21 protein-coding genes are annotated in these 24,633 nt (G+C 69.4%); 16 read left to right on the top strand and 5 right to left on the bottom strand.

Going from position 1 to position 24,633, the window contains the following annotated elements; genetic code table 11:
* Positions 1 to 77 precede the first annotated feature (77 nt).
* The 5 genes from KUF83_RS15970 to KUF83_RS15990 all read left to right on the top strand — a co-directional run bounded on the left by KUF83_RS15970 (position 78) and on the right by KUF83_RS15990 (position 6,728).
* Positions 78 to 872 (top strand): PspA/IM30 family protein, encoded by a 795-nt coding sequence (locus KUF83_RS15970; protein ID WP_217455349.1) that lies wholly within the window; start codon positions 78 to 80, stop codon positions 870 to 872.
* A 33-nt stretch (positions 873 to 905) separates the two neighbouring features.
* Positions 906 to 1,184, top strand: a complete 279-nt coding sequence (locus tag KUF83_RS15975) for a hypothetical protein (protein WP_217455350.1) — start codon at positions 906 to 908, stop codon at positions 1,182 to 1,184.
* 172 nt (positions 1,185 to 1,356) lie between these two features.
* Positions 1,357 to 2,751 carry a sensor histidine kinase gene (locus tag KUF83_RS15980; RefSeq protein WP_217455351.1) on the top strand — a complete coding sequence of 465 codons (1,395 nt, stop codon included), beginning with the start codon at positions 1,357 to 1,359 and terminating at the stop codon, positions 2,749 to 2,751.
* Positions 2,748 to 3,428 (top strand): response regulator transcription factor, encoded by a 681-nt coding sequence (locus tag KUF83_RS15985; protein WP_217455352.1) that lies wholly within the window; start codon positions 2,748 to 2,750, stop codon positions 3,426 to 3,428. Before KUF83_RS15980 ends, KUF83_RS15985 begins: the two co-directional genes overlap by 4 nt.
* A 165-nt stretch (positions 3,429 to 3,593) precedes the next feature.
* On the top strand, positions 3,594 to 6,728 hold the full coding sequence (locus KUF83_RS15990) for an efflux RND transporter permease subunit (RefSeq protein WP_217455353.1): 3,135 nt from the start codon (positions 3,594 to 3,596) through the stop codon (positions 6,726 to 6,728).
* A 139-nt stretch (positions 6,729 to 6,867) separates the two neighbouring features.
* Here the strand turns inward: KUF83_RS15990 and nadA are convergent, their stop codons facing one another.
* Positions 6,868 to 8,052 carry a quinolinate synthase NadA gene (gene nadA / locus KUF83_RS15995; RefSeq protein ID WP_217455354.1) on the bottom strand — a complete coding sequence of 395 codons (1,185 nt, stop codon included), beginning with the start codon at positions 8,050 to 8,052 and terminating at the stop codon, positions 6,868 to 6,870.
* A 393-nt stretch (positions 8,053 to 8,445) separates the two neighbouring features.
* Between nadA and KUF83_RS16000 the strand changes: the two genes are divergently transcribed.
* The gene (locus KUF83_RS16000; RefSeq protein ID WP_217455355.1) at positions 8,446 to 8,802 is read left to right on the top strand and encodes an iron-sulfur cluster assembly accessory protein; all 357 of its coding nucleotides are present in this window, start codon (positions 8,446 to 8,448) and stop codon (positions 8,800 to 8,802) included.
* Between the two features lie 148 nt (positions 8,803 to 8,950).
* On the opposite strand, the gene KUF83_RS16005 is transcribed toward KUF83_RS16000, so the two are convergent.
* On the bottom strand, positions 8,951 to 10,471 hold the full coding sequence (locus KUF83_RS16005) for a hypothetical protein (protein WP_217455356.1): 1,521 nt from the start codon (positions 10,469 to 10,471) through the stop codon (positions 8,951 to 8,953).
* 236 nt (positions 10,472 to 10,707) lie between these two features.
* Positions 10,708 to 10,926 carry a hypothetical protein gene (locus tag KUF83_RS16010; RefSeq protein WP_217455357.1) on the bottom strand — a complete coding sequence of 73 codons (219 nt, stop codon included), beginning with the start codon at positions 10,924 to 10,926 and terminating at the stop codon, positions 10,708 to 10,710.
* Positions 10,927 to 11,088: 162 nt separating this feature from the next.
* Between KUF83_RS16010 and KUF83_RS16015 the strand changes: the two genes are divergently transcribed.
* Entirely contained in the window at positions 11,089 to 12,063 is a 975-nt protein-coding gene (locus KUF83_RS16015) for a carbohydrate kinase family protein (RefSeq protein ID WP_217455358.1), read from the top strand.
* Positions 12,064 to 12,164: 101 nt separating this feature from the next.
* Here the strand turns inward: KUF83_RS16015 and KUF83_RS16020 are convergent, their stop codons facing one another.
* A complete protein-coding gene (locus KUF83_RS16020) occupies positions 12,165 to 13,568 on the bottom strand; it encodes a cysteine desulfurase/sulfurtransferase TusA family protein (protein ID WP_217455359.1) in 1,404 nt (467 codons plus the stop codon).
* 408 nt (positions 13,569 to 13,976) lie between these two features.
* On the opposite strand from KUF83_RS16020, the gene coxB reads away from it, so the two are divergent.
* From coxB to KUF83_RS16040, 4 genes are all read left to right on the top strand, one after another.
* Positions 13,977 to 14,969 carry a cytochrome c oxidase subunit II gene (coxB, locus tag KUF83_RS16025; RefSeq protein WP_374106071.1) on the top strand — a complete coding sequence of 331 codons (993 nt, stop codon included), beginning with the start codon at positions 13,977 to 13,979 and terminating at the stop codon, positions 14,967 to 14,969.
* Entirely contained in the window at positions 14,966 to 16,699 is a 1,734-nt protein-coding gene (ctaD, locus tag KUF83_RS16030; RefSeq protein ID WP_217455361.1) for a cytochrome c oxidase subunit I, read from the top strand. Before coxB ends, ctaD begins: the two co-directional genes overlap by 4 nt.
* Positions 16,696 to 17,094, top strand: a complete 399-nt coding sequence (locus KUF83_RS16035; protein WP_217455362.1) for a cytochrome c oxidase subunit 4 — start codon at positions 16,696 to 16,698, stop codon at positions 17,092 to 17,094. The genes ctaD and KUF83_RS16035 overlap by 4 nt, the downstream gene beginning before the upstream one ends.
* A 129-nt stretch (positions 17,095 to 17,223) precedes the next feature.
* Entirely contained in the window at positions 17,224 to 18,522 is a 1,299-nt protein-coding gene (locus KUF83_RS16040; RefSeq protein WP_217455363.1) for an Ig-like domain-containing protein, read from the top strand.
* An 82-nt stretch (positions 18,523 to 18,604) separates the two neighbouring features.
* Here the strand turns inward: KUF83_RS16040 and KUF83_RS16045 are convergent, their stop codons facing one another.
* A complete protein-coding gene (locus tag KUF83_RS16045) occupies positions 18,605 to 19,006 on the bottom strand; it encodes a hypothetical protein (RefSeq protein ID WP_217455364.1) in 402 nt (133 codons plus the stop codon).
* Positions 19,007 to 19,195: 189 nt separating this feature from the next.
* Here KUF83_RS16045 and KUF83_RS16050 point away from each other — a divergent pair, with 189 nt between their 5' ends.
* The 5 genes from KUF83_RS16050 (at position 19,196) to trpD (ending at position 24,599) form a co-directional block, all read left to right on the top strand.
* Positions 19,196 to 19,816 (top strand): heme-copper oxidase subunit III, encoded by a 621-nt coding sequence (locus KUF83_RS16050; RefSeq protein ID WP_217455365.1) that lies wholly within the window; start codon positions 19,196 to 19,198, stop codon positions 19,814 to 19,816.
* 65 nt (positions 19,817 to 19,881) lie between these two features.
* Positions 19,882 to 20,691, top strand: coding sequence for a c-type cytochrome (locus KUF83_RS16055; RefSeq protein ID WP_217455366.1), 810 nt, complete (start codon positions 19,882 to 19,884; stop codon positions 20,689 to 20,691).
* Entirely contained in the window at positions 20,688 to 21,755 is a 1,068-nt protein-coding gene (locus KUF83_RS16060) for a ubiquinol-cytochrome c reductase iron-sulfur subunit (protein ID WP_217455367.1), read from the top strand. Before KUF83_RS16055 ends, KUF83_RS16060 begins: the two co-directional genes overlap by 4 nt.
* Positions 21,752 to 23,392 (top strand): cytochrome bc complex cytochrome b subunit, encoded by a 1,641-nt coding sequence (locus KUF83_RS16065; protein WP_217455368.1) that lies wholly within the window; start codon positions 21,752 to 21,754, stop codon positions 23,390 to 23,392. The genes KUF83_RS16060 and KUF83_RS16065 overlap by 4 nt, the downstream gene beginning before the upstream one ends.
* A gap of 142 nt (positions 23,393 to 23,534) precedes the next feature.
* A complete protein-coding gene (gene trpD / locus KUF83_RS16070; RefSeq protein WP_217455369.1) occupies positions 23,535 to 24,599 on the top strand; it encodes an anthranilate phosphoribosyltransferase in 1,065 nt (354 codons plus the stop codon).
* Positions 24,600 to 24,633 lie beyond the last annotated feature (34 nt).

The raw sequence follows: 24,633 nt of genomic DNA on the forward strand, positions 1-24,633 counted from the left end.
GGATGCAGGGCCCGTACTGTGGGTTCTGTTGCAGTCGCTGGAGCTGGAAGTCCGTCAGAAGGGGGCGCGCGAAGCCCATGAGCGGTGTCATGAAGCGTATGGGAATGATCTTCCGCGCGAAGGCGAACAAGGCCCTTGACCGGGCCGAGGACCCGCGCGAAACCCTCGACTACTCGTACCAGAAGCAGCTGGAACTGCTGCAGAAGGTGCGTCGCGGAGTCGCCGACGTGGCGACCTCCCGCAAGCGCCTGGAACTGCAGCTGAACCAGCTGCAGGGCCAGTCCTCCAAGCTGGAGGACCAGGGGCGCAAGGCGCTCGCGCTCGGCCGTGAGGACCTGGCCCGTGAGGCCCTGTCCCGCCGTGCCGCGCTGCAGCAGCAGGTGACCGACCTGGAGACGCAGCACCAGACCCTCCAGGGCGAGGAGGAGAAGCTCACCCTCGCCGCCCAGCGCCTCCAGGCGAAGGTCGACGCCTTCCGCACCAAGAAGGAAACGATCAAGGCGACGTACACCGCCGCCCAGGCGCAGACCCGGATCGGCGAGGCCTTCTCCGGCATCTCCGAGGAGATGGGCGACGTGGGCATGGCCATCCAGCGGGCCGAGGACAAGACCGCGCAGCTCCAGGCGCGGGCCGGCGCCATCGACGAGCTGCTCGCCTCCGGCGCTCTCGACGACCACTCCGGGCTCGCCAAGGACGACATCCAGAGCGAGCTCGACCGGCTGTCCGGCGGCACGGACGTGGAGCTCGAGCTCCAGCGCATGAAGGCCGAGCTGGCCGGGGGCTCCTCGTCCCAGCAGGCGATCGAGGGCGGTCCGGGTCAGACTCGGTCCCAGCAGCAGCCGCAGGACACCCCGCGCTTCGACAAGCAGTAGCCGCGGGCAGCGTCCCACGCCGAGGAGGGCGTCATGATCGTACGGATCATGGGGGAGGGACAGGCGAGGCTGGACGACGGCCACCTCGCCGAACTGAACAAGCTGGACGACGAGCTCCTGGCGGAGATGGAGTCCGGTGACGAGGAGGGCTTCCGGCGGACGCTGGGAGCGCTGCTCGACGCGGTGCGCCGGCTGGGCGTCCCCCTCGCCGACGACTCCCTCGAACCCTCCGAGCTCATCCTCCCGTCCCCCGACGCGACCCTGTCGGAGGTCCGGGAGATGCTCAGCGACGACGGGCTGATCCCGGGCTGAGGGGGCTGTCGCCCCAGCCGCCCCTTCCTGTTCCCGTGCTCCGCCCCGGACATCCACCCCAGGGGCGCGGGCTGGAGACCAGCCGTCCCACCGGGCCTGCGAGAGAAGCTCGGGCAGGGGTTCGGGAACCGTCCCCCGTGACAGCGCCGAAAGCCCCGTACCGTAAACAGGTGTGAGCACACTGACGCGCGCCCGGGACTGGTTGAGGTCCCACCCCCTGGTGGTCGACGGAGCACTGGCGGCGGCCGTCCTCGCGTGCATGGTGGCCGGCGCGTTCGCGGAGCCGAACGGACGGCACCACCCCGCCTGGGACATCCGCACCCCCGATCCCCTCAGCATCGTCCTCACACTGCTCGCCGCCGGCGCGCTGGTCTTCCGCCGCCGCAGCCCCATGAAGGTCCTGGCCGCGACGAGCGCCCTGTCCGTCGTGGAGTTCGTGACCGGCGACCCCAGGGCCCCCGTCGCGATGTCCGCCGTCGTCGCCCTCTACACCGTCGCCGCGGCGACGGACCGCCCCACCACCTGGCGCGTGGGCCTCCTCACCATGACGGTCCTCACCGGCATCGCCATGCTCGCCGGCCCTCTGCCCTGGTACGCCCAGGAGAACCTCGGCATCTTCGCCTGGACCGGTATGGCCGCCACCGCGGGAGACGCGGTCCGCAGCCGCCGCGACTTCGTGCACGCCATAAGAGAGCGCGCCGAGCGGGCGGAGCGCACCCGCGAGGAGGAGGCGCGCCGCCGGGTCGCGGAGGAACGCCTGCGCATCGCCCGCGATCTGCACGACGTCGTCGCCCACCACATCGCCCTCGTCAACGTGCAGGCCGGAGTCGCCGCGCACGTCATGGACAAACGCCCCGACCAGGCGAAGGAGGCCCTCGCCCACGTCCGCGAGGCCAGCCGCTCCGCGCTCAACGAACTCCGCGCCACGGTCGGCCTGCTGAGACAGTCGGGCGACCCCGAGGCCCCCACCGAACCGGCGCCCGGCCTGCACCGCCTCGAAGAGCTCGTCGGTACGTTCCGCAGCGCGGGCCTGCCCGTCGAAGTGGCCCGCACCGACCACGGCACGACCCTCCCCGCCGCCGTCGACCTGGCCGCGTACCGGATCATCCAGGAAGCCCTCACCAATGTGCGCAAGCACGCGGGCCAGGAGGCGAAGGCCGAGGTGAGCGTCGTACGCGTGGGACCGAACGTGGAGATCACCGTCCTGGACAACGGCCCCGGCGACGACGCCGCCGCCCGCCTGGAGGAGAACGGCGGCCACGGGCTCCTCGGCATGCGCGAGCGGGTCACCGCGCTCGGCGGCACCTGCACCGCGGGACCCCGATACGGAGGCGGCTTCCGGGTGCATGCGATCCTGCCGGTCAAGAGCGGTACCGCAAGCGCCGGGACTACCGGCACAACCGGCAGTACGGGGAGCACCGCGGGTACGGCGTCCACCGCGGCCGGCTCCCGGGCCGCAACCACGCCGACCGCCTCCCCGGCCACCTCCGGCAGGGGAGCGGCCGCGTCCGGTGGCCCCGCGTCCACCTCGTCCACGAACAAGGCAGCCAAGGGGAACCCCGCATGACCATCCGTGTCCTGCTCGCCGACGACCAGGCTCTGCTGCGCAGTGCGTTCCGGGTCCTGGTCGACTCGGAGCCCGACATGGAGGTCGTCGGAGAGGCCTCGGACGGTGCGGAGGCCGTGCGGCTCGCGCGCGAGGAGCGGGCCGACGTCGTCCTGATGGACATCCGCATGCCCGGCACCGACGGGCTGGCCGCGACCCGGCTCATCAGCGCCGACCCGGGCCTCGCCCAGGTGCGGGTCGTCATGCTGACGACCTTCGAGGTCGACGAGTACGTGGTGCAGTCGCTGCGGGCCGGAGCCTCCGGTTTCCTCGGCAAGGGGTCCGAGCCGGAGGAACTGCTCAACGCCATCCGTGTCGCTGCCGGCGGCGACGCGCTGCTGTCACCGGTGGCCACCAAGGGACTGATCGCGAAGTTCCTCGCGCAGGGCGACGCCGACGACGACCGGGACCCCGCGCGCGCCGAACGGCTCGAAGCGCTGACCGTCCGCGAGCGCGAAGTCCTCGTCCAGGTCGCCGGCGGGCACTCCAACGACGAGATCGCCGAGCGGCTGGAGGTCAGCCCGCTCACGGTCAAGACGCACGTCAACCGGGCCATGGCCAAGCTCGGAGCACGCGACCGGGCCCAGCTCGTGGTGATCGCGTACGAGTCGGGACTGGTACGCCCAAGGGTGGAGTGAGCTCCACCCGCACGTACTGCGGTCGCGGTATGCGCCGCATAAGTAAACGGGACCTGGGGGCGAGGGGAGTGGCCTCGCGCATGGCTCAGAGTGATAGGCGGACGCTCACATGAGCCCCTTCTTCCGCTCCACAGCCCCAAGCCACAGAAGAGAGACCCGCCACCCATGTCCTGGCTGTCCCGCTTCAGCCTCGCTCAGCGTGCCCTCATAGGGCTCATGTCGATCATCGCGCTCGCCTTCGGAGCGATAGCGATCCCGCAGCTCAAGCAGCAACTGCTGCCCACCATCGAACTGCCGATGGTGTCGGTCCTGGCGCCGTACCAGGGCGCATCCCCCGACGTGGTCGAGAAGCAGGTCGTCGAGCCCATCGAGGACAACCTCGAAGCGGTCGACGGAATCTCCGGCGTCACCTCCACGGCCAGCGAGGGCAACGCCCTGATCATGGCCTCCTTCGACTACGGCAACGACTCCGCCCGGATCGTGGCCGATGTCCAGCAGGCCGTGAACCGCGCCCGCGCCCAGCTCCCCGACGACGTGGACCCGCAGGTCGTCGCCGGTTCGACCGACGACATACCCACCGTCGTCCTCGCCGTCACCTCGGGCAAGGACCAGCAGGCCCTCTCGGACCAGCTGGACCGCACCGTCGTGCCCGCGCTGAAGGACATCGACGGCGTCGGCCAGGTCACCGTCGACGGGGTCCGGGACCTGGAGGTCGCGGTCACGCCGGACGACGCGAAGCTGGCGAAGGCGGGACTCACCCCGGCCGCCCTCGGCCAGGCCCTCCAGGCGGGCGGCGCGACCGTACCGGCCGGATCCTTCGACGAGGACGGCAGCAACCGCACGGTCCAGGTCGGCGGCGGATTCACCTCGCTGCGCCAGATCGAGGACCTGATGGTCACCGGCGAGGGCGGCAAGAAGCCCGTACGCCTCGGTGCCGTCGCCACCGTCGAGGAGAAGCCCGCCAAGACGGAGTCCATCACCCGTACCGACGGGAAGCCCAGCCTCGCCGTCTCCGTCACCATGGACCACGACGGCAGCGCGGTCGCCGTCTCGGACGCGGTCCAGGACAAGCTGCCGGGCCTGCGCAAGGACCTCGGATCCGGCGCCACCCTGACGGTCGTCAGCGACCAGGGCCCGGCCGTCTCCAAGTCCATCAAGGGCCTGACCACCGAGGGCGGCCTCGGGCTCGTCTTCGCGGTCCTCGTCATCCTGGTCTTCCTGGCGTCGCTCCGTTCGACGCTGGTCACCGCGGTCTCCATCCCGCTGTCCGTCGTCCTCGCGCTGATCGTGCTGTGGACCCGCGGCGAGTCGCTCAACATCCTGACGCTGGGCGCGCTGACCATCGCCATCGGCCGGGTCGTCGACGACTCGATCGTGGTGCTGGAGAACATCAAGCGGCACCTCGGCTACGGCGAGGAGCGCGAGGAGGCCATCCTCAAGGCCGTACGGGAGGTCGCGGGCGCCGTCACCGCCTCGACGCTGACCACCGTCGCGGTCTTCCTGCCCATCGGTCTGACCGGCGGGATGGTCGGCGAACTGTTCGGCTCGTTCTCCCTGACGGTCACGGCGGCCCTGCTGGCCTCACTTGTCGTCTCACTGACGGTCGTACCGGTGCTCTCGTACTGGTTCCTGCGCGCTCCCAAGGACGTGCGCGGGGCGGACCCGGAGGAGGCACGCCGCAAGGCCGAGGAGAAGGAGGCGCGCAGCCGTCTCCAGCGCTTCTACGTTCCCGTGCTGCGCTTCGCGACCCGTCGCCGCCTCACCAGCGTGGCGATCGCGGTGGTCGTCCTGGTCGGTACGTTCGGCATGGCGCCGCTGCTGAAGACCAACTTCTTCGACCAGGGCGAGCAGGAGGTCCTCACGGTCAAGCAGGAGCTGAAGCCCGGCACCAGCCTGGCGGCGACCGACGCCCAGGCCAAGAAGGTCGAACGGATGCTCGCCGGCGTCAAGGGCGTCGAGGACTACCAGGTCACGATCGGCTCCTCCGGATTCCTGGCCGCGTTCGGCGGGGGCACGGACACCAACCAGGCCTCGTACACCGTCAAGGTCGCCGACTCGGCCTCCTTCGACGACGTCCAGGACCGCATCGAGGAAGGGCTCGGCGGGCTCTCCGGGATCGGTACGACGACGGTCGCGGCCGGTGACGGGTTCAACAGCCAGGACCTGAGCGTCGTGGTGAAGTCCGCCGACGCCGCCGTACTGCGCGAGGCGGCGGAGAAGGTCCGGGACGAGGTCGCCAAGCTGGACGACGTCACCGACGTCACCAGCGACCTCGCCCAGTCCGTGCCGCGGATCTCGGTCCGGGCCAACGACAGGGCGGCCGCCGCCGGGTTCGACGACGCCACGCTCGGCGCGGCCGTCGGCCAGGCCGTGCGCGGCACCACCAGCGGCAAGGCCATCCTGGACGACACCGAGCGGGACGTGGTCATCAAGTCGGCGCAGCCGGCCGAGACGCTGTCCGAGCTGAAGAATTTGAACCTCGGCGCGGTGAAGCTCGGTGACATCGCGACGGTGGAGCTGGTCGACGGCCCGGTGTCGATGACCCGCATCGACGGTCAGCGCGCGGCCACGATCACGGCGAAGCCGACGGGTGACAACACCGGCGCGGTCAGCGCCGACCTGACGGCCAAGCTCGACAAGCTGAAGCTGCCGGCCGGTGCCACGGCCGCCATCGGCGGGGTCTCCGAGGACCAGGACGACGCGTTCGCGTCCCTCGGCCTCGCGATGCTCGCGGCGATCGCGATCGTCTTCATGCTGCTGGTGGCGACCTTCCGGTCGCTGATCCAGCCGCTGATCCTGCTCGTCTCGATCCCGTTCGCGGCGACGGGCGCGATCGGTCTGCTGGTGCTCACGGGCACCCCGATGGGTGTGCCGTCGATGATCGGCATGCTGATGCTGATCGGCATCGTCGTCACCAACGCGATCGTGCTGATCGACCTGATCAACCAGTACCGCAAGCAGGGTTACGGCGTCGTCGAGGCCGTGGTGGAGGGCGGCCGGCACCGCCTGCGCCCGATCCTCATGACGGCCCTGGCGACGATCTTCGCCCTGCTGCCGATGGCGCTGGGCATCACCGGTGAGGGCGGCTTCATCGCCAAGCCCCTGGCGGTGGTGGTGATCGGCGGTCTGATCACGTCGACGCTGCTGACCCTGCTCCTGGTGCCGACGCTCTACGCGATGGTCGAACTCCGCAAGGAGCGCCGCGCGAAGAAGAAGACGGCGAAGCGGGCGGCCAAGGCCGAGGTTCCCGACCGGCCGGCATCGTCCGACTCGGACGAGCCGGAGCGGGCGGGGGTCTAGCCGAACTCGAAAGACCGCGCCGTTCCCCGCGGGCCCCTTCGGGGGCGCGGGGAACGGCGCGGTCTTGTCAGGGGCGCGGGGAACGGCGCGACCGGCCACGACGGACCCGCGGACGAGACACCGCCCGCCCGGCGGAGCCCTACGGCAGGGCCAGCATCCGCTCCAGCGCCAGCTTCGCGAACTGCTCCGTCTCCCGGTCCACCTCGATGCGGTTGACGAGATTGCCCTCGGCCAGCGACTCCAGGGTCCAGACCAGGTGCGGAAGGTCGATCCGGTTCATGGTCGAGCAGAAGCAGACCGTCTTGTCGAGGAAGACGATCTCCTTGCCCTCGGGGGCGAACCGGTTCGCCAGGCGGCGGACGAGGTTCAGCTCCGTGCCGATGGCCCACTTGGAGCCGGCCGGAGCCGCCTCCAGCGCCTTGATGATGTACTCCGTGGAGCCCACGTAGTCCGCGGCGGCCACGACCTCGTGCCGGCACTCGGGGTGCACGAGGACGTTCACGCCCGGGATGCGCTCCCGCACGTCGTTCACCGAGTCGAGCGAGAAGCGGCCGTGCACCGAGCAGTGCCCCCGCCACAGGATCATCTTCGCGTCCCGCAGCTGTTCGGTGGTCAGCCCGCCGTTCGGCTTGTGCGGGTTGTAGAGGACGCAGTCGTCGAGCGACATGCCCATGTCCCGCACGGCGGTGTTGCGGCCCAGGTGCTGGTCGGGGAGGAACAGGACCTTCTCGCCCTGCTCGAACGCCCAGTCCAGCGCCTTCTTGGCGTTGGACGACGTGCAGATCGTGCCCCCGTGCTTGCCCGTGAACGCCTTGATGTCCGCGGACGAGTTCATGTACGAGACGGGCACGACCTGCTCGGCTATCCCGGCTTCGGTCAGCACGTCCCAGCACTCGGCGACCTGCTCGGCGGTGGCCATGTCGGCCATCGAGCACCCGGCGGCCAGGTCCGGCAGGACCACCCGCTGGTCGTCGGAGGTCAGGATGTCCGCCGACTCGGCCATGAAGTGCACACCGCAGAAGACGATGTACTCGGCCTCGGGGCGCGCGGCGGCGTCCCTGGCGAGCTTGAAGGAGTCCCCCGTGACGTCCGCGAACTGGATGACCTCGTCGCGCTGGTAGTGGTGGCCGAGCACGAAGACCTTGTCCCCGAGCTTCTCCTTGGCGGCGCGGGCGCGCTCCACCAGGTCCGGGTCGGACGGCGAGGGCAGGTCACCGGGACAGTCGACGCCGCGCTCGCTCCGCGGGTCGGCCTCACGGCCGAGGAGCAGCAGGGCGAGGGGCGTCGGCTGTACGTCGAGTTCCTGGGTCTGGGCGGTGGTCACGACACGCACCCTTTCTGTTCTGCGGCTCGCTCGGCCGACCGACTGGAACGGCCGAGCAGGACACGCCTTTTCGTCGAAATGACGTTATCTATCATAACCGCTTCACGTCACGTTGACGATGTCCATAACGTCCATGTGACGTGAATCCCGTGGGGTCCGCCGGAAGCGGGACGAAAGCGTGCCGGAAACGGGCCGGGCACGGGCGGGGGCCGGGGCGGAGATCGTTCCGCGGCTCGGCCCGTGGGGTTGTGCACAGGCTGTTTTCCGCTTTCCGCGGTGTGTGCGAGCATGAAGAGAGAACCCGAAGACACAAGCCCGGCCCGGAATGAATCCGAGGCCCCGCCGGTTGCAACCGTCGGCAAGCAGTCTCCGTACAACCCGGGAGAGAAGCAGATGTCCGTATCGGACGAGACCACCACCGTGAGCGACGGCATCCTCCTGTCGGACGCCGCCGCGGACAAGGTCAAGGGCCTGCTCGAGCAGGAGGGTCGCGACGACCTGGCGCTGCGCGTCGCCGTTCAGCCCGGCGGCTGCTCCGGCCTGCGGTACCAGCTCTTCTTCGACGAGCGCTCCCTCGACGGTGACGTCGTCAAGGAGTTCGGCAGCGTGAAGGTCGTCACCGACCGCATGAGCGCTCCGTACCTGGGCGGCGCCTCGATCGACTTCGTGGACACCATCGAGAAGCAGGGCTTCACGATCGACAACCCGAACGCGACGGGTTCCTGCGCCTGCGGCGACTCCTTCAGCTAGGACTGCCGCTCCCGGTCGGCGAGCCATCCTTCGCGCGGCGGCCCCGGCCGGATGCCGAGCACCGCAGAAAGGCGGCGCCCCCTCCAACGGGGCGCCGCCTTTCGCGTACCAGTGACCGGGGAGTCCCCTTCCCCGGCTGCCTGGCAGGCTAGGGAAGATCCTTCTCCAGGGGTACGGCCTTGCCGTCGTCGGCGACCACCTTCCGGTCCCCGAGCGGCTCCTTGAGCTCGACCGTCCGGTGGAAGACCTTGGCGATCAGGATGCAGACCGCGTCCGGGTCGAAGGTCTCGGTCACCCGGGCCGTCACCCTGCCGCCGGTCTCGTCCGCAGACGCCGCGTAGTCGCTGCACACGCCGCCCGTGAAGCGCACGGTCAGTTCCCTGCCCTTCACGCTGTAGCCCTCGACCCGGACGTCCCGCGTCGTGGGCGCCGCGGAGGTCCCGCCGCCGGGCTCGCTCGTGCGCGGGCTCGGCCGGGCTGTCGGGCTCTCGCTCGGAGGAGCCTCCGGCGGCTTCGGGGCGGTCAGGTACTTCGGGTCGACCGCGGGATGGGTGACCGTGAAACTGTCGTCGGCCCCCGGGGGCCGTACCTCGAAGAGCCAGGACGGCACCAGCGCCTGCCGGCCGTCCACGAAGTGCGCGGCCAGGCCGAACACCGCGTCCTCGACGACGACCGGAGCGGGCTTCGGCGCCGTGGTCGACGCCTCGCAGGGCGTCTCGTTCCCGTCCTTCAGTGGCACGGGGCTCGCGCAGCCGCCGATCCCCACGCGCCCGCCGCCCGTCCCCGACCCGTTCAGCAGGCCGAGCGTCTTCCGCGCGCTGATGACGGGATACGTGTCCCCCTTCACCGGTGCCTTCACCTGGCCGCTGCCGCCCACCACCTGGCCGTCCGGGCCGACCTGGACGCCGGTCGTCCAGCCGTACGTGGGCAGCCCGCCGACCTCCGGATCCGCGTTCACCACGCGTACGGAGTCCATGAGCTGGCCTGCGTCGAGCTTCGCGTCGTCCTGGCCGACGGCCTTGAGGACCGGCGCCGCGGCCTTCTTCGCGGCCTCGGCGCTCACCGGGTCGGTCTCGGTGCCCTCCGCGCTCCCGCTCGCGCACACCGTGGTGCTCTCGCAGTTGTCGGTACGGGCCGCGAAACGGCTGAACGTCCAGATGCCGGGCGCCTTCCTGCTCACCTGCAGACCGGGCCCGAAGCCGTCCTTGGTGGCCCCGACCTTCCAGGCGTCCCCCTCCGCCTTCGGGGTGCCCTCCACGCCCAGGGCCTTCGCGAGCCGTGCCACCTCCGCCGCGGTGACCTCGCCCTTCGCCCGGTAGACGGCCGAGGAGGAGGGGCCACCGGGCAGCTCGCCCTCGGCGCGGTAGGTCGCGCCGTTCGGGTCGGGCTCGCCGGGAGCGATGCCGTTCGTGCCGCCGGTGCCGCCCGCACCGCTCTCCGTGTAACCGTCGAGGGCGAGGAGCGGCGGACTGCCGTCACCGCCCGGTGTACCGGAACTGTCCCTGCCCCCGGAACCGCCGGACGCGGTGGCGGCGAAGTACGCCCCGCCGCCACCCACGAGGATCACCGCGGCCGCCACCGAGGCGACGGCCACCGGCGAACGCCGTCGGCGCGGCTGGTCCTCGTCGGCTGCGCCGGCCGCTTCGTTGTCGGGTCGCTCGGTGTCCACCGCATCGCTCCTTCTGCCACACCGCTGTCCCATGGGACCCACCCCTGACCGGGTCAGGGCACAGCAGGGTCGTATCCTGCCTCCCCTTTACGGGGGACAGCGATGGGACGCGGCGGGGGAGCGCGCGGTTCCCTCCGGGGGGAGCGGGTTCGAAATCCGCGGGCCGTCAGTGACTGCTCGCGCCCCTGCGGCGGAGCCGCACGGCGTCACGGTCCCGCCCCCCTCCTCGGAGTCGATCAGTCGCCGTAGTCGGACATGCCGTCCAGCAGCCGGGCGGAGGCGGGCGGCACGGTCACACCGTGGATGAGCGACGGGGACACCGGGAGGGCGGCGATCCGGGCGGGAGCCGACCAGTGCGGGGCCATGCGCGCACAGTCCCCCCGCAGCTCCGCGAGCCCGCCCGCCACGCCTTCGGGACCGAGCGGGGCATCACCATGGATCTTGAGGTTCGTCATGACGGCACCGTATGCACCTCAGGCCCCATGAAAAAAGCCCTACTATTGGGTAGTTTTGCCTGCTTCGACGTGACGGACTCCAGGAAGACCCCACCGCCTGCCGGACTCCGACCCGGTAGCGTGAACTGTCAATCCCCCTCCTCGCAGGAGCGTGTCCTAGCCGTGCGTATCGCAGTCTCGGGCTCCATCGCCACCGACCACCTCATGACCTTCCCCGGCCGCTTCGCCGACCAACTGGTCGCGGATCAGCTGCACACGGTCTCCCTCTCCTTCCTGGTCGACAATCTGGACGTACGCCGGGGCGGCGTGGGTGCGAACATCGCCTTCGGCATGGGCCAGCTCGGCACCTCGCCGATCCTGGTCGGGGCCGCCGGCTCCGACTTCGACGAGTACCGGGCCTGGCTGGACCGGCACGGCGTCGACACCGCGTCCGTCCGGATCTCCGAAGTGCTGCACACCGCGCGCTTCGTCTGCACCACGGACGCCGATCACAACCAGATCGGCTCCTTCTACACCGGCGCCATGAGCGAGGCCCGTCTCATCGAGCTCAAGAAGGTCGCCGACCGGGTGGGCGGACTCGACCTCGTCCTGATCGGTGCGGACGACCCCGAGGGGATGCTCCGGCACACCGAGGAGTGCCGGGCCCGCTCGATCCCCTTCGCCGCCGACTTCTCCCAGCAGATCGCCCGCATGGAGTGCGACGAGATCCGCCTCCTCCTCGACGGGGCGACCTATCTCTTCTCCAACGAGTACGAGAAGGGGCTCATCGAGGCCAAGACCGGCTGGAGCGACGCTGAGATCCTCGCCAAGGTCGGACACCGGGTGACGACCCTCGGGGCGCGCGGGGTGCGGATCGAGAGCGTCGGCGCGGACCCGATCGAGGTCGGTGTCGCGGAGGAGACGGCGAAGGTCGACCCGACGGGCGTCGGCGACGCCTTCCGCGCGGGCTTCCTGTCGGGACTGGCCTGGGGTGTCTCGCACGAGCGAGCCGCGCAGGTCGGCTGCATGCTCGCGACGCTCGTCATCGAGACCAAGGGCACGCAGGAGTACCAGCTGCGCCGCTCACACTTCCTGGACCGGTTCACGAAGGCGTACGGGCACGACGCCGCCGCGGAGGTTCAGAGGCACCTGGCGTAGTGCCGGTGCCCTTCTGACGGGTGCGCTTCGGTTCGTCGCCGTCCGAGGGTGCGTGGGGGCTGGTCGCGCAGTTCCCCGCGCCCCTTCGGGGCGGACCGGCGCTAGGGGGCCAGGCGGCGGACCACGTACGCCGTTCCGCCCTCCGTCGGTTCCTCGCCCACGTACTCCTGCCCTCGCATCTCGCACCACGCCGGGATGTCCAGGCGGGCCGCCTCGTCGTCCGAGAGGACGCGGACGGTGCCGCCCACCGGGACGTCGGTGATGACCTTGGCGAGCTCGATCACGGGAATCGGGCAGCGCTTGCCGAGGGCGTCCACCACCAGCGGGGCCGGGGCGGCGGGGGAGCCGGCCCCGACCGGCGCCACCGCGGCGGCCGCCGGCGCGCCCAGCTTCTCGCGGACCGCCGCCACCGTACGGGGCAGGACGTCCAGGAATCGGTCGACGTCCTCCTCCGGCGTCCCGAGGGGCAGGGACACCCGTACGTTGCCCTCGCTGAGCACGCCCATGGCCTTCAGCACATGGCTCGGCGTCAGCGTGCTGCTCGTGCAGGACGATCCGGACGAAACGGAGAACCCTTCACGGTCCAGCTCGTGCAGCAGTGTCTCTCCGTCGACATAGAGACAGGAGAAGGTGAGGAGATGGGGGAGCCGGCCGGCCGGGTCGCCCACCACCTCCACGTCCGGGACCAGTTCGGGCACCCGCGAGCGGATCCGGTCCGTCAGCTCCCGCAGCCGGACCGACTCGGCCGCCGCCTCGGCCCGTACGGCGCGCAGCGAGGCCGCCGCGGCGACGATGCCCGGAATGTTCTCGAAACCCGGCGAGCGCCCCGACTCCCGCTCGTCGGCGGGACCTTGGGACGCGTACCGCACTCCCTTGCGCACGGCGAGCAGTCCGACCCCCGCGGGCCCGCCCCACTTGTGGGCGCTGCCCGTCAGCAGTGACCAGCGGCCCTCGACCGGCCCCCAGGCCAGTGACTGCGCCGCGTCCACGAGCAGCGGTACGCCCGCCGCACGGCACGCCTCGGCGACGGCCGCCACCGGCTGCTCCGTACCCACCTCGTGGTTGGCGGACTGGAGGCAGGCGAGCGCCGTGTCGGGGCGAAGGGCATCGGCGTACGCGGTGGGGGACACCGCACCCGTACGCAGAACGGGCACTTCGGACACCGTGCCGCCCTCGCGCCGATGGGTCTGAGCCGAATGGAGCACCGAAGAGTGTTCGACGGCGGACACGATCAGGTGGCGTCCGGCGCGGTGGCGACCCGCGAGCGCGCCGGTGATGCCCAGGTGCACCGCGCGTGTGCCGGACGAGGTGAACACCAGCTCGTCCGGACGGCAGCCGACCGCCTCTGCGGCGGCCTCACGGGCGGCGTCCAGGAGCAACCGGGCGCGCCTGCCCTCGCGGTAGAGGCGGGCAGGGTCCGCCCAGCCCTCGTCGAGGGAGGCCTGGAGGGCCTGGCGGGCCACGGGGTGGAGGGGGGCGGACGATGCGGCGTCGAAGTAGGACACGGGGCCACGCTAACGCTCCCCGCGGGGTGGGGTGCCGGGGGCCGCTCGCGCAGGGGGACGGGGCGAAGCCCTTCCCCGAGGGGCGCGGGGAACTGCGCGACCGGCCACGCCGCACCCGCACCCGCACCCGCACCCGCGGACGCACCGCACCGACCGAGCTCCCGGCACCCCGCCCCACCCGGAGGGGCACGCACTCGAACGCCCCGTCACATGCCTCGCAGAGCCCCGCGTTCCACCCCTTCGGGGTGAGCGGCGGCGCGTTGGGGACCCTCCCCGCGCGACCCCAAAAAGCGTCCAGTAGGGTTTGGTCCGCATAAACATCCAAACCCCTGCCCGACGCAGGGCGGCGACCGACCGGCGAGAAGGCCGCAGCCGACCGCGCGGGCGAGACTCTCGGGAAGGCGCTACGTGAGTCCCTACGGCTCCGACCTCCCCCACGCCCCAGGGGGCGCGGGCGGTACCCCCATGCCGCGGCGCCCGATGCGGCGGAAGCTGCTGCAGGCACTGACTGCGGGCCTGGTCCTGGCGACCGCGACCGGTTGCACATACAAGGACTTTCCCCGCCTTGGTATGCCCACCCCGACCACGGAAGAGGCTCCTCGGATCCTCTCCCTGTGGCAGGGCTCGTGGGCCGCAGCGCTCGCCACGGGCGTGCTGGTCTGGGGCCTGATCCTGTGGAGCGCGTTCTTCCACCGGCGCAGCCGCACCAAGGTCGAAGTTCCCCCGCAGACCCGGTACAACATGCCCATCGAGGCGCTGTACACGGTGGTCCCCCTCATCATCGTCTCGGTGCTGTTCTACTTCACGGCCCGCGACGAGTCGAAGCTCCTCAGTCTCGACAAGAAGCCCGATGTGACGGTCAACGTCGTCGGCTTCCAGTGGAGCTGGGGCTTCAACTACATCGAGAACGTCGACGGCTCGACCGGTGACGCGAAGACCGACAAGAACCTGGACGCGATTCCGGATCGGTTCAAGAAGGACTTCCCGGCCGGCGCCGGTGGTGTCTACGACGTCGGTACACCCGGCACGGAGAACCCGCAGACGCACAACCCCGGTCCGACCCTCTGGCTCCCCAAGGGCAAGACGGTCCGCTTCGTCCTCACTTCGCGTGACGTCATCCACTCCTTCTGGGTGGTGCCGTTCCTCATGAAGCAGGACGTCATCCCGGGGCACACCAACTCCTTCCAGGTGACCCCCAACAAGGAGGGCACCTTCCTGGGCAAGTGCGCCGAACTCTGCGGCGTGGACCACTCCCGGATGCTCTTCAACGTGAAGGTCGTCTCTCCCGAGCGCTACGAGGCCCACCTCAAGGAGCTCGCCGAGAAGGGCCAGACCGGTTACGTCCCGGCCGGCATCGAGCAGACGGACCACGAGAAGGAACGGGAGACGAACGTACTGTGAGCATCCTCAACGAACCTCAGGGTGCCGCCGAGACCGAGCACTATCAGAACGAGGTGCCGGTCCGGCGTAAGCAGCCGGGCAACGTCGTGGTCAAGTGGCTCACCACCACGGACCACAAGACGATCGGCACGTTGTACCTGGTCACGTCGTTCGCGTTCTTCTGCATCGGCGGCGTGATGGCGCTGTTCATGCGCGCCGAACTGGCCCGTCCCGGCACGCAGATCATGTCGAACGAGCAGTTCAACCAGGCGTTCACGATGCACGGCACGATCATGCTGCTGATGTTCGCGACGCCGCTGTTCGCGGGCTTCACGAACTGGATCATGCCGCTGCAGATCGGTGCCCCCGATGTGGCGTTCCCGCGGCTGAACATGTTCGCCTACTGGCTGTACCTGTTCGGCTCGCTCATCGCGGTCGGTGGCTTCCTCACCCCGCAGGGCGCGGCCGACTTCGGCTGGTTCGCCTACTCCCCGCTGTCCGACGCGGTCCGCTCGCCGGGCATCGGCGCCGACATGTGGATCATGGGTCTGGCGTTCTCCGGCTTCGGCACCATCCTGGGCGCGGTCAACTTCATCACCACCATCATCTGCATGCGCGCCCCCGGCATGACGATGTTCCGCATGCCGATCTTCGTGTGGAACGTGCTGCTGACCGCGGTCCTGGTCCTGCTCGCCTTCCCCGTGCTCGCCGCCGCGCTGTTCGCGCTGGAGGCGGATCGGAAGTTCGGCGCACACATCTTCGATGCCGCGAACGGTGGTGCCCTGCTGTGGCAGCACCTGTTCTGGTTCTTCGGGCATCCAGAGGTGTACATCATCGCGCTGCCGTTCTTCGGCATCATCAGTGAGGTCATCCCGGTCTTCTCCCGCAAGCCGATGTTCGGCTACATGGGCCTGATCGGCGCGACCATCGCCATCGCCGGCCTGTCGGTGACGGTGTGGGCCCACCACATGTACGTCACCGGCGGAGTCCTCCTGCCGTTCTTCTCCTTCATGACGTTCCTCATCGCCGTGCCAACAGGCGTGAAGTTCTTCAACTGGATCGGCACCATGTGGAAGGGGTCACTGAGTTTCGAGACCCCGATGCTGTGGGCCACCGGCTTCCTGATCACCTTCACCTTCGGTGGTCTGACCGGTGTCATCCTGGCCTCGCCGCCGATGGACTTCCACGTCTCGGACTCCTACTTCGTGGTGGCGCACTTCCACTACGTGGTGTTCGGCACGGTCGTGTTCGCGATGTTCTCCGGCTTCCATTTCTGGTGGCCGAAGTTCACCGGCAAGATGCTCGACGAACGCCTCGGCAAGATCACCTTCTGGACCCTGTTCATCGGCTTCCACGGCACCTTCCTCGTCCAGCACTGGCTGGGCGCCGAGGGCATGCCGCGCCGGTACGCGGACTACCTGGCGGCCGACGGCTTCACCGCGCTGAACACGATCTCGACGATCAGTTCGTTCGTGCTCGGCCTGTCGATCCTGCCCTTCTTCTACAACGTGTGGAAGACGGCCAAGTACGGCAAGAAGGTCGAGGTCGACGACCCGTGGGGTTACGGCCGTTCGCTGGAGTGGGCCACGTCCTGCCCGCCGCCGCGGCACAACTTCCTCACGCTGCCGCGGATCCGTTCCGAATCCCCGGCCTTCGACCTGCACCACCCGGAGATCGCCGCTCTCGACCAGCTCGAGAACGCCGGTCACGGTGAGAAGGCCCTCGCTGGTGGAAAGGAGGCCGGCAAGTGAAGGTCCAGGGCAAGATGTTCATCTGGCTCGCCGTCTTCATCCTCGTCATGGCGATCGTCTATGGCGTGTGGTCGAAGGAGCCGGCCGGCACCACGGCGCTCTTCCTGGGCTTCGGCCTGAGCGTCATGATCGGCTACTACCTGTGGTTCACCGCCCGGCGGGTCGACACGGGCGCACAGGACAACAAGGAGGCCGACGTCGCGGACGACGCCGGTGAGGTCGGTTTCTTCAGCCCGCACAGCTGGCAGCCGCTCTCCCTCGGCATCGGTGGCGCGCTCGCCTTCATGGGCGTCGTCTTCGGCTGGTGGCTGCTCTACTTCTCGGCCCCGATCATCATGATCGGCCTGTGGGGCTGGGTCTTCGAGTACTACCGCGGAGAAAGCCAGAACCAGTAGCACGCGCTGAGCGAAGGAAGCCCGGACACTCCGTCAGGAGGTCCGGGCTTCCCTCTTTTGCCACGCTTTCCGTCCCCCGCACGGCCCACTCGGCGCGCCGCGACCGACAGCCGTTCCTACGTTGAGGACATGAGCCACTCAGCTTCCTCCAGGGGCGCCGACACAGGTGCGGCGCGCCCGCGGAACCGTACCGCCGTCAGCTGCACGGCACTGATGGCCGCCATAGCCGTGGGCACCACGGCCTGCGGCTCCGACGGCCACCCGCTCTCCGCCAAGCCGTACGACGCGGCCGAGGACGTCTCCTTCAGCGCCGCCGTGAGCGACGGCAAGAAGGCGGACCCGGACAAGCCCCTGGAGATCACCGCCCAGGACTCCGACGGACGCATCACCGACGTCACGGCCACGGACGCCGCAGGGCGGTACGTGGCGGGCGAACTGTCGGCCGACGGAGGCCGCTGGCACAGCACCTCACCGCTCGCCGCAGGAGCCCACTACACGGTGCGCGTGAGCACCGAGGACGAGGACGGCGCGCCGGGACGCAAGGTCGTCGGCTTCGACACCAGCACCCCCAGAACCAAGAAGCGGCTGAACGTGACGTTCGGGCCCGAGAAGGGCACGTACGGCGTCGGCCAGCCCGTCACCGCCGAACTCAGCGTCCCGGTCAAGGACAAGGCCGCGAGGGCCGTCGTCGAACGGGCCCTCAAGGTCCGCTCGCAGCCCGCGGTCCAGGGCGCCTGGCACTGGGTGGACGACAAGAAGCTGCACTACCGCCCCAAGGAGTACTGGCCCAGCAACGCCACCGTCCGGGCGTCCAGCAACCTCTCGGGCATCAAGGTCGCCGAGCGGCTCTGGGGCGGCGAGGTCAAGCCGCTGACGCTCACCACGGGCGACCGCATCGAGGCCGTGACGGACGCCGCGTCGCATTCGATGACGGTCTACCGGAACGGTGAGGCGATCAAGACGATCCCCGTCACCACCGGCAAACCGGGCTTCGACACCCGCAACGGTGTCAAGGTCGTGCTGGGCAAGGAGTACTTCGTACGGATGCGCGGCACCAGCATCGGCATCGCCGAGGGCAGCGCGGAGTCCTACGACCTGCCCGTCTACTACGCCACCAGGGTCACCTGGAGCGGCGAGTACGTGCACGCCGCGCCCTGGTCCACCGGCTCCCAGGGGGCGGCCAACGTCAGCCACGGCTGCACCGGCATGAGCATGGCCAACGCCGAGTGGTTCTTCGAGACCGTCCGTGCCGGAGACATCGTCAAGGTCGTGAACTCGTACGGCAACACGATGGACGCGTTCGGCAACGGCTTCGGTGACTGGAACCTGACCTGGAAGAAATGGCGCAAGGGCAGTGCCCTGGTGGCGGACACCGTGGAGGGCCCGGCCCCCGAGGACCGCCTGCGCCTGAACCCCGAGCCCGCGTAGCAGGGCCCCCGCAAGGGGCGCGGGGAACTGCGCGGCCGGCCGCGACGGACCCGAGCCCGCCCACGGCAGGCGTCGCACGACGCTAGGCGCTCAGTGCCCGCTTACCGCGCAGCAGTCCCGCCAGGGCCGAGGCGAACTCCACAGGATCCACCGGCAGGGTCACCGCGGCCTCGGCCCGGCTCCACGTGGCCAGCCATGCGTCCTGCGGCCGTCCGATCAGCAGCAGCACCGGCGGGCAGTTGAAGATCTCGTCCTTGATCTGCCGGCAGATCCCCATCCCGCCCGCAGGAACCGCCTCGCCGTCCAGCACGCACACGTCGATGCCGCCGCGGTCGAGCTCCTTGATGACCGCGGCAGGGGTGGCGCACTCGATGAACTCGACCTGGGGAACGTCCGTCGCGGGCCTGCGGCCCGTCGCGAGCCGCACCTGTTCGCGGGTGTTGGAGTCGTCGCTGTAGACCAGCACCGTTGCGGTCGGCTGCATTCTTCCTCCGGGACGTCAGCGTCGTAGAGACAGATCACGGACAGGGTCCGATGCGCGGATGCTACTCCCTCGACCACGTGGTCAACACCGGTTCGGACAGGGCTTCGATGGGCCATACGGGCTGGACACACCCCACAGACACCCCGAACGGCACCCCCGGGAGTGAGGGCGGGATAAGCGACCGACATAATGTCGGTCGTGGCGACAGCAACGACAGTAGATACCGGGCACGCGCACCCGTCGGTCAATCGACCGAACCTCACCAGCGTCGGAACCATCATCTGGCTGAGTTCCGAGCTGATGTTCTTCGCGGCCCTCTTCGCGATGTACTTCACCCTGCGATCGGTGACGGGTCCCGACCACTGGAAGGAAATGGCGTCCAGCCTGAACTTCCCGTTCTCGGCGACGAACACCACGATCCTGGTGCTCTCCTCCCTCACCTGCCAGCTCGGCGTCTTCGCCGCCGAGCGCGGGGACGTGAAGAAGCTCCGGATGTGGTTCATCGTCACCTTCGTGATGGGTGCGATCTTCATCGGCGGTCAGGTCTACGAGTACACCGAGCTGGTCAAGCACGAGGGCCTGTCGCTCTCGTCCGACCCGTACGGCTCGGTGTTCTACCTGACCACCGGCTTCCACGGCCTGCACGTGACGGGTGGTCTCATCGCCTTCCTGCTGGTCCTCGGGCGCACCTACGCCGCCCGCAGGTTCACGCATGAGCAGGCGACCGCCGCCATCGTCGTGTCCTACTACTGGCACTTCGTCGATGTCGTCTGGATCGGCCTCTTCGCCACGATCTACATGATCAAGTAGCCGGGCCCGTTCCCGCGCACATTCCAGAAGCATCGACGCTGAAGATCCTGACACCGGGGTAATCCGTGAAAAAGCTCTCCGCACGACGACGCCATCCGCTGGCGGCGGTCGTCGTCCTACTCCTCGCGCTGGCGGCCACCGGGGGGCTGTACACCGCGTTCGCGCCCGCGGACAAGGCACAGGCCGATACATCCGCCCAGTCCCTCGCCATCGACGAGGGCAAGAAGCTCTACGCCGTCGGCTGCGCGAGCTGCCACGGCACGGGCGGTGAAGGCACCACCGACGGTCCCAGCCTGGCGGGCGTGGGCGCCGCGGCCGTCGACTTCCAGGTCGGCACCGGCCGCATGCCGGCCCAGCAGCCGGGCGCGCAGGTCCCGAAGAAGAAGGTCATCTACTCGCAGGCCGAGATCGACCAGCTCGCGGCGTTCGTCGCCTCACTGGGCGCCGGCCCGAGCGTGCCGACCGAGGAGCAGTACAGCGCCGAGGGCGCGGACATCGCCGAGGGCGGCGAGCTCTTCCGGACCAACTGCGCGCAGTGCCACAACTTCACCGGCAAGGGCGGCGCGCTGACCAACGGCAAGTACGCCCCGACGCTGGAGGATGTCGACCCGAAGCACCTCTACGAGGCCATGCAGACCGGCCCGCAGAACATGCCTTCCTTCCCCGACACCACGCTGACGGAGAAGAACAAGCAGGACATCATCGCGTACCTCGACGCGGTCAACAGCGATGACTCGGAGAGCCCCGGTGGTCTGGAGCTGGGCGGCCTCGGGCCGGTCAGCGAAGGCCTCTTCGGCTGGATCTTCGGTCTCGGCGGACTGATCGCCGTCGCCGTGTGGGTCGCCGCCCGGACCGCAAAGGCCAAGAAGTCATGAGTAGCCAAGACATTCCAGAAGAGAAGCTGCCCGCCGAGCGGGCCGACGACGAGCACGCGCACGGTGCCGTGGGTGTCGCGGACGAGAAGCACCCGTTCGCGGATCCCGGTCTGCCGCCGCACGAGCACCGCATCCAGGACATCGACGAGCGGGCCGCCAAGCGGTCCGAGCGCACGGTCGCCCTGCTGTTCACGCTGTCGATGCTGGCCACGGTCGGGTTCATCGCGTCCTTCGTGACGATCCCGGCCGACAAGATCGTCTACATCTTCCCGCTCGGTCACATCAGCGGTCTGAACTTCGCCCTGGGCATGACGCTCGGCCTGGCGCTGTTCTGCATCGGCGCGGGCGCGGTCCACTGGGCCCGCACCCTGATGTCCGACGAGGAGATGGCCGACGAGCGCCACGCCATCGCGGCGGAGCCCGAGGTCAAGGCCAAGGTTCTGGCCGACTTCAAGCAGGGTGCCAAGGAGTCCGCGCTCGGCCGCCGCAAGCTCATCCGCAACACGATGTTCGGCGCGCTGACGCTGTTCCCGCTGTCCGGCATCGTCCTGCTGCGCGACCTCGGTCCGCTGCCGGAGGACAAGCTGCGGCACACGCTGTGGTCCAAGGGCAAGCTGCTCGTCAACATGAACACGAACGAGCCGCTGCGTCCGTCCGACGTCGCCGTGGGGTCGCTGACCTTCGCCATGCCCGAGGGCCTGGAGGAGCACGACCACGATTTCCAGACCGAGATCGCCAAGGCGGCCCTGATGATCGTCCGGCTGCAGCCGGAGAACATCAAGGACAAGCGTGAGCTCGAGTGGTCCCACGAGGGCATCGTGGCGTACTCGAAGATCTGCACCCACGTCGGTTGCCCGATCTCCCTGTACGAGCAGCAGACGCACCACGTCCTCTGCCCGTGCCACCAGTCCACCTTCGACCTCGCCGACGGTGCCCGAGTGATCTTCGGCCCGGCCGGTCACGCCCTGCCGCAGCTGCGCATCGGTGTGAACGACGAGGGTTACCTCGAGGCGCTCAGCGACTTCGAAGAGCCCGTCGGTCCTGCTTTCTGGGAGCGCGGATGAGCACTACGACCAACTCCGCAGACTCGCGCTCGCGCGAGAAGGCACCGGCCGGCGAGCGCGTCGCCGACTGGGCCGACGGCCGGCTGGGGATCTACTCCCTCGCCAAGGCCAACATGCGCAAGATCTTCCCGGACCACTGGTCCTTCATGCTGGGCGAGATCTGCCTCTACAGCTTCCTGATCATCATCCTCACGGGTGTGTATCTGACGCTGTTCTTCCACCCCTCGATGAACGAGATCGAGTACCACGGAAGCTACGTCCCGCTGCAGGGACAGCTGATGTCGGAGGCGTTCGCCTCCACGCTGGACATCAGCTTCGACGTGCGTGGCGGTCTGCTGATCCGGCAGATCCACCACTGGGCGGCGATCGTCTTCCTGGCCGGCATGTTCGTGCACATGATGCGCGTCTTCTTCACCGGCGCGTTCCGCAAGCCGCGTGAGATCAACTGGCTGTTCGGCTTCCTGCTGTTCGTCCTGGGCATGTTCACCGGCTTCACCGGCTACTCGCTCCCGGACGACCTGCTCTCCGGCACCGGTGTCCGCTTCACCCAGGGCGCGATCCTGTCGATGCCGATCGTCGGCACGTACATCTCGATGTTCTTGTTCGGCGGGGAGTTCCCGGGCGGCGACTTCGTCGCACGGTTCTACTCGATCCACATCCTGCTGCTGCCCGGCATCATGCTGGGGCTCGTGGTCGGCCACCTGATCCTGGTCTTCTACCACAAGCACACCCAGTTCGCGGGTCCCGGAAAGACCAACAAGAACGTCGTCGGCATGCCGCTGCTGCCGGTCTACATGGCCAAGGCCGGAGGCTTCTTCTTCCTGGTCTTCGGGTTCATCGCCATGCTGTCCGCGGTCGCGACCATCAACCCGATCTGGGTGCTGGGGCCGTACCGGCCGGACCAGGTGTCCACGGGCGCCCAGCCCGACTGGTACATGGGCTTCGCCGAGGGTCTGATCCGAGCCATGCCCGGCTGGGAGATCAACATCTGGGGCCACACGCTCGTCCTGGGCGTGTTCATCCCCCTGGTGGTCTTCGGCATCTTCCTCGCGATGATCGCGCTCTACCCGTTCATCGAGTCCTGGATCACCGGGGACAAGCGCGAGCACCACATCCTGGACCGTCCGCGCAACGCCCCGACCCGCACGGCCTTCGGTGTCGCCTGGGTCACCGCGTACGTGATCATGCTGATCGGTGGTGGCAACGACATCGTCGCCACACACTTCCATCTGTCGATCAACGCGGTCACCTGGTTCGTCCGGGTCGGGTTCTTCGTCGGACCGGTCCTCGCGTTCATCGCCACCAAGCGGATCTGCCTCGGCCTCCAGCGCCGGGACAAGGACAAGGTGCTGCACGGCCGCGAGTCGGGCATCATCAAGCGCCTGCCGCACGGTGAGTTCGTCGAGGTGCACGAGCCGCTCAGCCAGGAGGCCCTGCACACCCTCACGGCGCACGAGCAGTACGAGCCGGCGCAGATCGGCCCGGCGGTCGACGAGAACGGTGTCGAGCGCAAGGTGAAGGGCCCGCAGAAGCTGCGTGCCAAGCTCAGCAACGCCTACTTCGGTGAGGACAACCAGATCCCGAAGCCGACCGCTGAGGAGTACAAGGAGATCACGAGCGGCCACGGCCACCACTGATCTCCGACCTGTTCGCCACGGCAGGAGCCCCGTCCATTGCATGGACGGGGCTCTTTGCCGTCCCGAGGGCTGGATAGGGTGGACCCGTCCCTGTACGCAGGGTGAATCCACCGTCGCGCGTCTACGAACCCAGGAGCGGCAAATGAGTGCTGTGACCCCCGCTGGAGGCGACTTCGCGGCGGGCCGTTCCTGGCCCGCTCTCCTGAACGGCCTGCTGGACGGCCGCGACCTGAGCGCCGACGACACGGCCTGGGCGATGGACCTGATCATGCGGGGCGAGGCGACGGACGCCCAGATCGCGGGGTTCGCGGTGGCGCTGCGGGCCAAGGGCGAGACCGTCGAGGAGATCACCGGCCTGGTCCGCACGATGTACGCGCACGCCAACGTGATCGAGGTGCCGGGGGAGACCGTCGACATCGTCGGTACCGGCGGGGACGGGGCGAAGACCGTCAACATCTCGACGATGTCGGCCGTCGTCATCGCCGGTACGGGCGCCAAGGTCGTCAAGCACGGCAACCGCGCGGCGTCCTCCGCGTCCGGTGCCTCGGACGTCCTCGAGAAGCTGGGCGTCAATCTGGAGCTGACGCCGCGGCGGGTCGCCGAGGTCGCCGAGGAAGCCGGGATCACCTTCTGCTTCGCGGTGAAGTTCCATCCGGCGCTGCGTCATGTGGCGGCGGCGCGAGGGCAGTTGGGGATCCGGACGACCTTCAACTTCCTCGGCCCGCTCACCAATCCGGCACGGGTGAAGGCGCAGGCGGTCGGGGTGGCGCACGCGCCCATGGCGCCCATCGTGGCCGGCGTCCTGGCGGAGCGCGGCAACTCCTCGCTCGTCTTCCGCGGGGACGACGGGCTCGACGAGCTGACCACCACGTCCACGTCCCGGGTGTGGGTCGTACGGGACGGGCAGGTGCGCGAGGAGGCCTTCGACCCGCGTGACGTCGGCATCGAGCTGGTGCCGGTGGAGGCGCTGCGGGGCGCCGACGCCTCGTACAACGCGGATGTCGCGCGGCGGCTGTTCCAGGGGGAGACGGGGCCCGTGCGGGACGCCGTCCTGCTGAACTCGGCGGCGGCGCTGGTGGCGCTGTCGCCGGGGCCTGGTTCCCTCGCGGAGCAGATCCGGGCGGGGATGGCCCGCGCCGCGGAGGCCATCGACTCCGGGGCGGCCCTGCGGACGCTGGAGCGGTGGGTGGCCGCGACCAACGCGTAGCGCTTCGTCCGCGGCCCGGTGGGGGCTGGTCGCG

It is taken from the genome of Streptomyces sp. BV286 (assembly GCF_019090165.1).
Lineage (GTDB): Bacteria > Actinomycetota > Actinomycetes > Streptomycetales > Streptomycetaceae > Streptomyces.